At 65.7% G+C, this 12,852-nt stretch carries 11 protein-coding genes; 8 read left to right on the plus strand and 3 right to left on the minus strand.

Annotated elements, in window-relative coordinates; all coding sequences use genetic code 11:
• Positions 1 to 117 precede the first annotated feature (117 nt).
• Positions 118 to 1,545 carry a rifampin monooxygenase gene (gene rox, locus NV1_RS03700; protein ID WP_067885440.1) on the minus strand — a complete coding sequence of 476 codons (1,428 nt, stop codon included), beginning with the start codon at positions 1,543 to 1,545 and terminating at the stop codon, positions 118 to 120.
• A gap of 204 nt (positions 1,546 to 1,749) precedes the next feature.
• Complete coding sequence (locus NV1_RS03705; RefSeq protein ID WP_067885442.1) at positions 1,750 to 2,151, minus strand: VOC family protein; 402 nt, start codon at positions 2,149 to 2,151, stop codon at positions 1,750 to 1,752.
• Between the two features lie 117 nt (positions 2,152 to 2,268).
• Between NV1_RS03705 and NV1_RS03710 the strand changes: the two genes are divergently transcribed.
• The gene (locus NV1_RS03710; protein ID WP_067885444.1) at positions 2,269 to 3,204 is read left to right on the plus strand and encodes an LLM class F420-dependent oxidoreductase; all 936 of its coding nucleotides are present in this window, start codon (positions 2,269 to 2,271) and stop codon (positions 3,202 to 3,204) included.
• A 60-nt stretch (positions 3,205 to 3,264) separates the two neighbouring features.
• On the opposite strand, the gene NV1_RS03715 is transcribed toward NV1_RS03710, so the two are convergent.
• Positions 3,265 to 5,628, minus strand: a complete 2,364-nt coding sequence (locus NV1_RS03715) for an MMPL family transporter (RefSeq protein WP_067885446.1) — start codon at positions 5,626 to 5,628, stop codon at positions 3,265 to 3,267.
• A 199-nt stretch (positions 5,629 to 5,827) separates the two neighbouring features.
• Here NV1_RS03715 and NV1_RS03720 point away from each other — a divergent pair, with 199 nt between their 5' ends.
• The 7 genes from NV1_RS03720 to tgt all read left to right on the plus strand — a co-directional run bounded on the left by NV1_RS03720 (position 5,828) and on the right by tgt (position 12,660).
• Positions 5,828 to 6,412, plus strand: coding sequence for a TetR/AcrR family transcriptional regulator (locus NV1_RS03720; RefSeq protein WP_067885448.1), 585 nt, complete (start codon positions 5,828 to 5,830; stop codon positions 6,410 to 6,412).
• Positions 6,413 to 6,415: 3 nt separating this feature from the next.
• Positions 6,416 to 6,955 (plus strand): RrF2 family transcriptional regulator, encoded by a 540-nt coding sequence (locus tag NV1_RS03725; protein ID WP_067885449.1) that lies wholly within the window; start codon positions 6,416 to 6,418, stop codon positions 6,953 to 6,955.
• Positions 6,956 to 7,064: 109 nt separating this feature from the next.
• Positions 7,065 to 8,801: an ABC transporter ATP-binding protein gene (locus NV1_RS03730; RefSeq protein WP_067885451.1), complete on the plus strand. Its 1,737-nt coding sequence runs from the start codon at positions 7,065 to 7,067 to the stop codon at positions 8,799 to 8,801.
• Positions 8,798 to 10,738 (plus strand): ABC transporter ATP-binding protein, encoded by a 1,941-nt coding sequence (locus NV1_RS03735; protein WP_067885453.1) that lies wholly within the window; start codon positions 8,798 to 8,800, stop codon positions 10,736 to 10,738. Before NV1_RS03730 ends, NV1_RS03735 begins: the two co-directional genes overlap by 4 nt.
• A gap of 85 nt (positions 10,739 to 10,823) precedes the next feature.
• On the plus strand, positions 10,824 to 11,024 hold the full coding sequence (locus tag NV1_RS03740; protein ID WP_067885455.1) for a hypothetical protein: 201 nt from the start codon (positions 10,824 to 10,826) through the stop codon (positions 11,022 to 11,024).
• Between the two features lie 2 nt (positions 11,025 to 11,026).
• The gene (locus NV1_RS03745; RefSeq protein WP_067885457.1) at positions 11,027 to 11,335 is read left to right on the plus strand and encodes a type II toxin-antitoxin system PemK/MazF family toxin; all 309 of its coding nucleotides are present in this window, start codon (positions 11,027 to 11,029) and stop codon (positions 11,333 to 11,335) included.
• Positions 11,336 to 11,409: 74 nt separating this feature from the next.
• Positions 11,410 to 12,660, plus strand: a complete 1,251-nt coding sequence (tgt, locus tag NV1_RS03750; RefSeq protein WP_067885459.1) for a tRNA guanosine(34) transglycosylase Tgt — start codon at positions 11,410 to 11,412, stop codon at positions 12,658 to 12,660.
• The last annotated feature ends 192 nt before the right edge of the window (positions 12,661 to 12,852 follow it).

A 12,852-nucleotide genomic window follows, 5' to 3' on the forward strand; every position in this document is an offset into this window, starting at 1 on the left:
CGGTGGACGCCGGTGTCACCCGCCCTGTTCGGCCGTGATCCCGCCGCTGGGCAGGGGGCGTGATGCGGTGGCGGTCCGGCCGCGGCGGGCGATCACCCCTGGGTGATCGAGGTGGAATCAGCCGGCGGGCTTGCCGAACCAGCGAGACAGGTGAGCGTTCAGATCCCGCTGATTCTCGCCGATCCAGGCGATGTGGCCGTCGGGGCGTAGCAGCAGAGCTGGAACATCCAGTGCCGCAGTGGGGTCCGCGATGAGGTCGACGCGGTCGGACCAGCCGTCGACGGACAGTTGTTCGGTGCGGTCGAGCACCAGGGCGCGGCCCTGGTGCATCCGGTCGTAGAGACGGCCCTGTTCGAGATCGATATCGCGCAGCCGGCGGCCGAGCTGATCGGGCCCCTCGCCGAAGTCGTAGCGGATGCCGGTCGCGGTGATCTTCTCGATGAGATAGCGATTCACCTCGTCGAATTCCATCAGTTCGGTGAGCAGTTTGCGCACGGCCCGCGGGCCCGGTTCGGTCGAGAGCAGTTCCATCTGAGCGCGGGTGTTGTTCAATACGTCCTCGGCGACCGGATGACGTTCGGCCGCATAGGTGTCCAGCAAGGTCTCCGGCGCCCAGCCGCGGATCTGCGCGGCCAGTTTCCAACCGAGGTTGAACGCGTCCTGAACGCCCAGGTTGAGACCCTGACCGCCGGTCGGTGGATGGATGTGCGCGGCATCGCCGGCAAGCAGCACCCGCCCGACCCGATACCGTTCGGCCAGCCGGGTGGCATCGCCGAACCGGGACAGCCAGCGCGGGGAGTGCACACCGAAATCGGTTCCGGCGATCGCCAGCAGTTGCCGCTTGAAGTCCGCGAGGGTTGGCGGCTGCGCACGATCCTCGCTCACGCCATCGGCGGGAACGACGACGCGATAGATCCCGTCCCCGAAGGGCCCGATGCCGAATCGTTTGTTGGTCTCGCGGATCTCGGTCACCTTGGCGACGACCTCCTCCTGCGGCACACCCACTTCCATCTCGCCCAGCAGCGTCTCGGTCCTCGACGGCTCGCCGGGAAATCCGACGCCGAGCAGTTTGCGTACGGTACTGCGCCCGCCGTCGCAGCCGACGAGATAGCGCGACCGCAGCCGCTCGCCGCCGGCCAGTTCGACGGTCACGCCGTCGTCGTCCTGCTCGAAACCGACCACGGCACAGCCGCGCCGGACCTGCGCACCCAGTTCGACGGCATGGTCCACGAGCAGCTGATCGATGACCGGCTGTGGAATGCCCAGCACATAGGCGTGCGCGGAATCCAGGCCCTCGGGTGTGGGTCTGGTGATGGCGGCGAAGAATCCGCCGACCGGATGCTGTTTTCCACGCTCGAGGAAACGATCCAGCAGGCCGCGCATGGCCATCACCTCGATACTGCGAATATGCAGCCCGAGCGCGCGCACGAACGGCACGGGTTCGGGCTCGGCCTCGACAACGAGGACCCGCACATCGTGCAGCCGCAACTCGGCGGCCAGCATCGCGCCGGTCGGCCCGCACCCGGCAATGATCACATCGAACATGAACCACCCATTCGCCCACTCCTCTTCTGCCCAGTTGCCCGCGCTCCGGTGTGCGACGCATACACGCGCCTCGTGAATTCCGGATTTCCGCAGGTTCTGGCTTCGGCCGCCTATTGTGCGGCACCTCCCGGGCCTTGCCGCAAGCCCCGGTGTGCGATATATGTTGAAAAGGGAGGGGAATTCGCCCGGATGTTCGCAGGGCTCTCAGCGAACGGCGAATTTGGCCTTGGCCGCCTCGGTGACCGGTGCGAAGAGGTTGACCAGATTGCCGTCCGGATCCCGCAGCAGCAGCGACCGGTTACCCCACGGCATGGTCGTCGGTTCGTTGACGAAATCCGTTATGGCGGTGCGCAATCGGCGATATTCGGCGTCCACGTCGGCGACCATGAATTCGATGATCGCGGTGTGGTTGTCGGCCGGGCGTGCGCTGCCGGCGGCGAAAAGCGCCACGGTACCGGTGCTTCCGATGGCGAGCGTTCCGGCGGGAGTCACGATCTCGGCGAATTCCGGTGTAGCCCAAGCGATGTCGAATCCCGTGACGAGCCGGTAGAATTCGGCCAGGCGGCGAACGTCATCGGTGATGAGACGGATCGATACGAGGTTCACGGCGATGCCCTTCGGTCGGAGCCGGGGCGAATCCCCCGGCTTTCGCCACGCTATAGGGGCAAGCGGACAGGTTCTGTCCGCTGGATCGATGGCGCCGTGGGCGTACGGTGGAAGCCCGTGGACCTACGGATCTTTACCGAACCCCAGCAAGGCGCAACCTACGACGATCTCCTGAAGGTCGCCAAGACCACCGAGGATGCCGGATTCGACGCGTTCTTCCGGTCCGACCACTTTCTGAAGATGGGCGAGGTGTCCGGGTTGCCCGGCCCCACCGACGCGTGGATCACCCTGGCCGGTCTGGCCCGCGAGACGTCGCGCATCCGGCTCGGCACGCTCGTCACCGCCGCGACCTTCCGGCACCCCTCGGTGCTCGCGATCTCGGTGGCGCAAGTGGACCAGATGTCCGGCGGCCGGGTCGAATTCGGCCTCGGTGCGGGTTGGTTCGCCGATGAGCACACCGCCTACGGCATCGAGCTGTACGAGGTGAAGGAGCGATTCGACCGGTTCTCCGAACAGCTCGAGGTCATCACCGGACTGTGGGAGACCCCCGAGGGGGAGAGCTTCGACTACGCCGGTAAGCACTACCGGCTCCAGAACGCCCCGGCCCTGCCCAAGACGACGCAGCGTCCGCGTCCGCCGGTGATCATCGGCGGTTCCGGCAAGAAACGCACCCCGGAGCTGGTCGCTCGCTTCGCCCAGGAGGTCAACCTGCCGTTCGTCGACGCCGCAACGGCCAAGGCGCAGGGTGAGCGCGTGGACGCGGCGGCGCGGGCGATCGGCCGCGATCCGGGGGAGATCATCCGCTCCGCCGCGCAGGTCCTGTGCACCGGCCGCGACGATGCCGAAATCGCCCGGCGCGCAACGGCGATCGGCCGCGAAGTGGACGAGATGCGGCAGAACGGCCTGGCCGGGTCCCCGGCGCAGATCGTCGACAAGATCGGCCGGTATCGCGAGGAGACCGGCATCACGCGGGTCTATCTGCAGGTGTTGGACCTGTCCGACCTCGAGCACATCGAGTTCGTCGCCTCGCAGATCGCGCCGCAATTGGACTGATCGGACATGCCGCGGCCCTCGCCCGCAGTGCGAGCGAGGGCCGCGTGACCGTTCGTACGATCAGCCGACCGGCACGGGTTCCTTCTCCCGCGCCGACTGGCGCTCACGCTCCTGCAGCGCCCGCAGTTTCGTGCCCTCGACGTCGATATCGGGCAGGATCCGATCCAGCCACCGGGGCAGCCACCAGGCCGAGCGGCCCAGCAGCACCAGCAGCGACGGAATCAGCACCATGCGCACCAGGAAGGCGTCGAACAGCACGCCCGCGGCCAGCGCGAAGCCCATCGACTTGGCCGTCACGTCGGGCATCATGACGAATCCGCCGAAGACCGAGATCATGATGACCGCGGCCGAGGTCACCACTCGGGCGCCGTGGTGGTAACCGGCCACGACGGCCTGCTTCGGCGACTTGCCGTGGGTGTATTCCTCTCGCATCCGCGAGACCAGGAACACCTGGTAATCCATGGCCAGGCCGAAGACCAGCCCGATCAGGATGATCGGCAGGAAGCTCACCAGCGGATGGGTCTCCTTGACCAGCCCGAGCTTGCCCTCCTGGAAGATCAGCACGGTCGCACCGAAGGTAGCGGCCATCGACAACAGGAAGCCCAGGGCCGCGGTCAGCGGCACCAGAATCGAGCGGAACACCAGCATCAGCAGGATGAACGCCGCCGCGGCCACGATCGCCATATAAGGGACGATCTTGCCGAGCAGCGCACTGGACACATCGGCGTAGATCGCCGTGGTGCCGGTGATGCCGTATTCCATCCCGTACTGCGATTCGAACTGGTTTTCCGCGCTGCGCGCGTTCTTGACCAGATCCTGGGTGGCTTTGTCGTTCGGCCCGGTCTCCGGCACCGCCGACAGTCGCGCACCCGTCGAAGCCGGGTAGTCCGGAGCCTGTGTGGTCTTGTCCACGACATTGGTCATCGCGGGGGTGACGAAATCCATCCCCGGATAGGAGGCCAGCTTGTCGTGCAGCGCGGTCACCGCGGCCTGCCGCTGCGCGGGTGCGACACCGCTCAGATCCGCGACGACGGTCAGAATTCCGTTGCTGCCCACGCCGAATCCCTCGGTGCGCAGGTCGTATGCCTTGCGCACGGTGCTGGTGGTGGGCTGGCTGTCCTCACCGGGCAGGCCGAGGCTCAGCTTGGTGGCCGGCAGCGCGAACAGACCCAGCACGACGATGCTCAGCGCCAGCGTAACCGCGGGCATCCGGCCGATCAGACGGCCGAACCGCATGCCGTTGGTGACCGAGGAGGGGTCCTCGGGATCGTGTGTGGCGACCAGCGGCAGCTTCGGCTTGAACAGATATTTGCCGAACGCGCCCATCAGTGCGGGCAGCAGCGTCAGCGCGACCATGATCGCGAACGCCGCCGCGAGCGCGCCGCCCAGGCCCATCCAGGTCAGGAAGCTGACCCCGACGATGCTCAGACCGCACAGCGCGATGATCACCGTCAGGCCCGCGAACACCACCGCGGAACCGGCCGTGCCGATCGCGGTACCGGCCGCCTCCTCCGGTGAATCCTGCAGCGCCAGTTCATGTTTGTACCGCGAGACGATGAACAGCGCGTAGTCGATGGACAGCGCGATGCCGATCATCGAGGCCAGAATCGTGGTGAAGCTGGGGATGTCGGCGATCGAGGTTCCGGCCATGATCAGCGCCGAGGCCGCACCGACGCCGACGATGCCGGTCAGGATGGGCACGAAGGCGGCCAGCAGGGCGCCGAACGCGATCATCATCACGATGAAGGCCACGACGTAGCCGACCATCTCCGAGGCGCCGGTGTCGATGGCGTTGTTCTGTGCGATGGTGCCGTCCATCTCGACGGTCAGCCCGGCGCTGCGCGCGACGTCGGCCACGTCGTACGCGGCCTTGCGGTCGGCGGCGGTGATATCGGAGAACTTCTTGATACTGAACGGAACCTGAAGGTACGCAACGGTATCCGCGGGTGCGGTGGAACCGTCGCCCTTGCCCAGGACGTTCAGCGGGGCCAGGCCGCAGCGCGCGACGAACGCCGCGTCGGCGCGGTCACCGGTGAGGCAGCCCATCTTGTCCGCGGCGGCGAGGGGATCCATCAGCGGTTTGCTGTGGTCGACGATGTTCAGCTCGCCCAGCTTCTGCACCAATTCGGTGACCGCGGCACGGTTCGCGGGGTCGGTGAGCTTCTGCCCGGCAGGTGCGCCGATCACGTAGGTGCCGGTGACGGCGTCGAAGCTGAACTGCGCCGACAGGCCGGGGAATTGTTTGTCGAGGATGTCCGTCGCCCGCTGGGACGGCAGGTTCGGGATGTTGAAATCATCCTTCACCGGCTTCTTCAGCCCGAGGCCGAGTCCGCCGATGATCAGGACGATCAGCAGCCAGACCGGTAACACGATCCATTTCCGGCGGTAGGCGAACTTGCCCCACCGGTAGAGGTATACGGACACGAGCGGTTTCTCCTAGCGATCGCTGGGGCGTGTGCTGGCGAGATGTGTAGACAGCTCTTCCGCGGCTGCCGTGCGTGCCGCCTCCACAACGTTTTCTGCCTACCGTGCGGTAGGTAGACTACCGAGCTGTAAGCGGAGCAACAACCTCGACTTGGTCACTGTCGCCCGCGTCACGCACAGTGGATGAGAGGATCGCAAGATGGCAATGCGCAGTGCTGCCGGATCGGTCGCCGCAGGTAGAAGCACCAAGGAGGCGATTCGGGAGGCTGCGATCCGGCTTTTTTCCGTCAAGGGGTTCGATCAGACGAGCCTGCGCGAGGTCGCGGATGCGGTAGGAATCACAAAGGCGTCGCTCTACTATCACTACGCCTCGAAGCTCGATCTCCTGTTCGCCGTCATCGAGCCGATCTTCGACGACCTGCGGACCAACGTCGATGTCGCCGAAGGCCTCGAGCATGATCTGCGATCGGTTCGCGAGGTGCTCACCACGCAGTTGCGGGTGCTGCTGCGGCATCGCACGGTAGGGGCGATGTGCATGCGGGACGGTGTCACGATCCTCAACGCGATCGGCGACCGCTACCCGGACCTGCTCGATGTCAATCGACGGCTGTGCGTGTGGCTGGCCGGTCCCGATCCCGATGACGCGGCCATGCTGCGGGCGAGTGCGTCGCTGGAACTGCTCAGTTCGGTGTTCTGGTCGCGGGAGCTCGCGCCCGGCGCCGATGACGAACTCATCGAACGGGTGCTGTTGAACGCGGCGCTCGGCGCCCTCGGCGGGGAGTAGGCCGTGCATATCTCGCCGCGGGTCGACAACGCCGTTCGGATACTGCTGGAAATTGCTCGTCTGCAATCCGATTCACTCGGTGCGCATCACGATTCGGTGAAAGCGGAAGCCATCGCCGCGGCGCAGGAGATACCGCCGAAGATTCTCGAGGCGACCGCCGCGCAACTGCGCCGGGCGGGCCTGCTGACCAGTCGTCGCGGCCCCGAGGGTGGTTACCGGCTCGCTCGCCCGGCCGAGCGGATCAGCATCGCCGAGGTCATCCGCGCGGTCGAGGGGCCGCTGGCCTCGGTGCGCGGGCGGCGTCCCGAGGACGTGCGGTATTCCGGTGTGGCCGAACCGCTGCAACAGGTGTGGATAGCGTTGCGGGTCAACATCCGCGCGGTACTGGAGGAAGTGTCGATCGCGCAGATCGCCACGGGGGACCTACCGGAATTCGTGCACGCGCTGACCGCCGATCCCGGTGCGTGGGTCCGGCGTCCGGCCCCCGAAGGGGCCGACGACGCAGGCGAGCGGAAACCCGCTGTGCGGCCGGACCCCAGGTGAGGTCGTGCGGTGTTGCCGAACCGGCCTGTGACGTGGGTACGCCATCTGTGTCCGCTCCGGAAAAAACCCCGGGGAACGTGTCGCCGGTAGACGGTAGCCTGCATCCATCATGTTGATCCGACTGCTCCGCACCTTCGCCGCACCGTATCGTGCACAGCTCGCGGGCGTCGTCGCGCTGCAGCTGATCTCGGTGATCGCGATGCTCTACCTGCCCACGCTGAACGCCGACATCATCGATAACGGCGTCACCAAGGGTGATATCGGCTACATCTGGCGCACCGGGCTGTGGATGCTGCTGGTCTCGGGCGTGCAGATCCTCGCCTCGGCGACCTCGGTCTACCTCGGCGCGCAGGCGGCGATGGGCGCCGGGCGCGATATGCGCGCGGCCCTGCTGCACCGGGTGGGCGCCTTCTCCGCGCGGGAGGTCGGGCTGTTCGGCGCGCCCTCGCTGATCACCCGCAACACCAACGACGTGCAGCAGGTGCAACTGCTGGTCGTGATGAGTGTGACCATCCTGGTGATGGCGCCGATCATGTGCGTCGGCGGCATTGTCATGGCGTTGAAGCAGGCGCTCGGGTTGTCCTGGATCCTGCTGGTCGCGGTGCCCGTGCTGGCGTTGACCATGGCGGTGATCATCTCCCGGATGGTGCCCGGCTTCCGGGCCGTGCAGTCCCGCATCGACGGGGTGAATCGTGTTCTGCGCGAGCAGATCACGGGTATCCGGGTGGTCCGGGCGTTCGTGCGCGAACGGCACGAGACCGCGCGTTTCGACCTCGCCAACACCGATCTGACCAAGGCATCGCTGTACGTCGGGCGGTTGAGCGCGCTGATGTTCCCCGCGGTCATGTTGATCAGCAACGTGACCACGGTGGCGGTGCTGTGGTTCGGCGGGCACGCGATCGACGACGGGACCATGCAGGTCGGGTCGCTGACCGCGATGTTGGCCTACATCATGCAGATCCTGATGGCCGTGATGATGGCCTCGTTCCTGGCGATGATGGCCCCGCGCGCGGCGGTCTCGGCCGAACGCATCTCCACGGTGCTGGCCACCGAATCCTCGGTGATCCCGCCCCGGCAGCCGCAGACCTTCAGCCGTGATCCCGGTTCGGTGGAATTCGCCGCGGCCGAGTTCACCTTCCCCGGTGCGCAGGAACCGGTGGTGCGCGATGTGCGGTTCCGGGTCGAGCCCGGGCAGACCGTCGCGATCGTGGGTTCGACCGGTGCGGGCAAGTCGACGTTGATCAATCTCGTTCCGCGACTGATCGATGTGACCGGCGGGGAGGTGCTGGTCGGCGGCGTCGACGTACGGCGGCTCGATCTGGATGTGCTGCGCGCTCGGATCGGCCTGGTCCCGCAGAAGGCGTACCTGTTCACCGGCACGATCGCCGATAACCTGCGCTACGGAAAGCCCGAGGCCACCGACGAGGAGCTCTGGCACGCCCTCGAGATCGCCCAGGCCGCCGATTTCGTGCGGGCCATGCCACAGCAATTGCAGACGCCGATGGCGCAGGGCGGCACCACGGTGTCGGGCGGCCAGCGCCAGCGCCTCGCGATCGCCCGCGCGCTGGTGCGCAGACCTCGGATCTACCTGTTCGACGACTGCTTCTCCGCACTCGACGTCGCCACCGACGCGCGGGTGCGCGAGGCATTGCGTCCGGAGACCGCCGATGCGGCGGTGATCACTGTGGCACAACGGATTTCCACGGTCCGCGAGGCCGATCGGATCATCGTGCTGGAGGACGGCGCGGTGGTCGGGCAGGGTACCCACGACGAACTGCTGCGCGAGTGCGGTGAGTACCGCGAGATCGTGGAATCGCAGTACAGCCCGGAGGAGGCCGCGCGATGAGACCCGGTATGCCAGGTCCGGGCGCTCCCGGAACCAAGGCGAAATCCTTCGGCCCCTCGCTGAAGCGGCTGCTGCGGCGGCTCGCGCCGGATCGGATCCTGGTCGCGGTGATCCTGGTGCTCGCGGTGATCGCGGTCGTGCTCAATACGCTCGGCCCGCAGATCCTCGGGCGTGCCACCAACCTGATCTTCGACGGCGTGATCGGCAAACAGCTGCCCGCCGGCCTGACCAAGGATCAGGCGATCGCCGGACTGCGCGAGCGCGGCGAGAGCCGGATGGCCGACATGCTGGCCGGAATGGACGTGATCCCCGGCACCGGCGTGGATTTCGGCGCGGTCGGCCGGGTGCTGCTGGTGGTGCTGGTGCTGTACATCTGCGCCGGGGTGTTCGGCTGGCTGCAGGGATATCTGCTCACCACGGTGATCAACCGCGTGATCAAGCGGCTGCGCGCCGATGTCGAGGACAAGGTTCACCGGCTGCCGCTGAGCTATTTCGACAACAATCCGCGCGGTGATCTGCTCAGTCGCGTCACCAACGACGTGGACAACATGTCGCAGAGCTTGCAGCAGACGCTGAGCCAGATGGTGACCTCGGTGCTGACGGTGATCGGCATCCTGATCATGATGTTCTGGATCTCGCCGCTACTGGCGTTGATCGCGTTGCTCACCGTGCCGGTCGCGGTGGTGGTGACCGCGCAGATCGCCAAACGTTCCAAACCACATTTCATCAATCAGTGGAAGTACACCGGTCTGGTCAACGCCCAGGTCGAGGAGGCGTACACCGGGCACGAGGTGGTCACGGCGTTCGGCCGGATGAACGAGGTCGGCCGGGAGTTCGATCAGCGCAACGACAAACTCTACGAGGCGAGTTTCCGGGCGCAGTTCATCTCGGGGCTGATCATGCCGGTGATGATGTTCGTCGGGAACCTCAACTATGTGCTGATCGCGGTGGTCGGCGGGTTGCGGGTGGCCTCGGGCAGTCTGTCGCTCGGTGAGGTGCAGGCGTTCATCCAGTACTCGCGCGGGTTCAGCCAGCCGCTCACGCAGATCGGCTCGATGATCAATCTGCTGCAATCCGGGGTGGCCTCCGCCGAGCGGATCTTCGAGATCCTCGACGCACCCGAGCAGGTTGCCGATCCGGCGCGGGAGGATCCGCGACCGGTCGATCGCGGGCGAGTGGCGTTCGAGGACGTCTCGTTCCGCTACGAGGCCGATAAGCCGATCATCGAAGATCTGTCGCTGGTCGCCGAGCCCGGGCATGTGGTCGCCATTGTCGGCCCGACCGGCGCGGGCAAGACCACGCTGGTGAATCTGCTGGAGCGGTTCTACGAGGTGGACGAGGGCGTGATCAGCATCGATGGCGTCGACATCACCCGCCTGACCCGCGATCACCTGCGGTCGCGGATCGGCATGGTGCTGCAGGACACCTGGTTGTTCGGCGGCACGATCCGGGAGAACATCGCCTACGGCAATCCGGCGGCGAGTGAACGGGAGATCCTGGAGGCCGCCCGTGATGCCTTCGTCGACCGTTTCGTGCACTCGCTGCCCAACGGCTACGACACCGTGATCGATGAGGAGGGCTCGGGTGTCAGCGCCGGGGAGAAGCAGCTCATCACCATCGCCCGCGCCTTCCTGGCCAAACCGTCGATCCTGATCCTGGACGAGGCCACCAGTTCGGTCGACACCCGCACCGAACTGCTCGTCCAGAACGCCATGGCGGCGCTGCGCCGGGACCGCACCAGTTTCGTTATCGCCCATCGTCTTTCGACCATCCGTGACGCGGATCTGATCGTCGTGATGGAGGCCGGGCGGATCGTGGAACAGGGCACTCACACCCAATTGCTCGCCGCCCGAGGGCACTACTACCAGCTCTACCGTGCCCAATTCGCCGGCGCCGCAACCGACCAGGACCTCGAGGATTCCCTCGACGCGGTGTAGAACTCCGGCGATACCCGGCGGTGGCGTTTCAGGTCGGCCTGTGAGATGTGTACTACAAACGTACTACAGCAGGTAGACTAGCTGAATGGCTATCAGTTTTCGACCATCGGATCACGACAAGGAGCTGATCGACCGGCTGACTCATACGGGCGAATCCACAACTGATGTGATTCGCCGGGCTCTTGCCGCGCTCGATCGCCTCGAATGGGAACGCAGCGCGCAGAGCGCCGCCGAGGTGATCATGCTCGCCGGTGAAGATCTGAACGACGAGCCTGACGCCTGGTGAACATGATTCGCGCAGCCGTTCACCGCATCGATCTCGGCGGAGACAAGAGGGGACGTGAGCAGCGGGGCAGGCGTTACGGAGTGATCCTGTCCGTCACCGATTGGAATATGGTCACCGTCGTGCCCACGTCGACCAGCGCTCAACCTTCACCGTTCCGGCCACAGGTCGAGCTGATGGGAACTCCGACCAGGTTGCTCGTCGACCAGATCCGGTCTCTCGATACGCAATACGTCCACGAAGTGGTCGACTTTCTCCCGCGCGTGGAGATGGAAGCTCTGGAACACGCCACACGGCGCTATCTTGGGCTCTGAACACGGCGGGGCGAGGTACCTGCGGAGGGCACGGTCGCGGGGTCGGCGCTCGGGCGGCCTGGCAGTATTGCGGCGTGGCTGATCCCGCTGATTTCTCGTTTTCCATCGGTACCCGGCTTCCGGGGCGGCATGGCCGGTCGGGAGTGTTGCGGACGCCGCACGGGAGTATTTCCACTCCGGCGTTCATTCCGGTGGGGACGAAGGCGACCGTGAAGGCGGTGTTGCCGGAGACGATGCGGGAGATCGGGGCGCAGGCCTTGCTCGCCAATGCCTATCACCTGTATCTGCAGCCGGGGTCGGACATCGTGGACGAGGCGGGCGGATTGAGCCGGTTCATGAACTGGCCGGGGCCCACCTTCACCGACAGCGGTGGATTCCAGGTGATGTCGCTGGGGGTCGGCTTCAAGAAGGTGCTCGCCATGGAGGCCGTCGGCGTGCAGAGCGACGATGTGATCGCCGAGGGGAAAGAACGTCTGGCGGTCGTGGACGACGACGGGGTGACCTTCCGATCGCATCTCGACGGGTCGAAACATCGTTTCACCCCGGAGGTGTCGATGGGTATTCAACATCGGCTGGGCGCGGACATCATGTTCGCCTTCGACGAGCTGACCACATTGTTCAATACCCGCGGCTATCAGGAGAAGTCGCTGGCGCGCACGCACGAATGGGCGCAGCGCTGCCTCGATGCGCACGAGCGGCTCACCGCCGAACGCGCCCATCGGCCGTATCAGGCGTTGTTCGCGGTGATCCAGGGCGCCCAGTACGAAGACTTGCGCCGCAAGGCATGTCGCGATCTGGAAGCGTTGCGGGGAAGCGCCGGAACGGGTTTCGACGGTTACGGTATCGGCGGCGCGCTGGAGAAACACAATCTCGGCACGATCGTCGGCTGGTGCTGCGACGAATTGCCCGAGGACAAACCGCGTCATCTGCTCGGCATCAGCGAACCGGAGGATTTCTTCGTCGCCATCGAGAATGGCGCGGACACCTTCGACTGCGTCAACCCCTCCCGCGTAGCCCGCAATGCCGCCATCTACGTCTCCGCGGGCCGTTTCAACATCAATACCAGCCGTTTCCGCCGCGATTTCACCCCCATCGACGAAACCTGCGACTGCTATACCTGCGCGCACTACACCCGCGCCTACATCCACCACCTCTTCAAAGCGAAGGAAATGCTCGCCGCCACCCTCTGTACAATCCATAACGAACGCTTCACGATTCGCCTCGTAGACGATATCCGCGCCAGTATCGACGGCGGCTACTACGATGAATTCAAAGCCGAAGCACTCGGCCGCTGGCAGGGCCGCATCACCACGCCAACGGCCTGAATCATCAACTCGCGCAGTATCTTCGGACTCAGATTCAGTGCAGTTGCAGCACGATGGGAAAGCGACCGATACGCCTATTGCCGTCGTCGGCCGGAGGTGATCGGCGTGCCCTGCTTCGGTGTAGATGAGGCCGAGGTGAAAGGCGTGCAACATCATTCGGACACCCGATCGTTCGGGTGTCCGAAATGTATC

This window comes from Nocardia vaccinii NBRC 15922 (genome assembly GCF_001613305.1).
In the GTDB taxonomy this organism is placed as follows: domain Bacteria; phylum Actinomycetota; class Actinomycetes; order Mycobacteriales; family Mycobacteriaceae; genus Nocardia; species Nocardia vaccinii.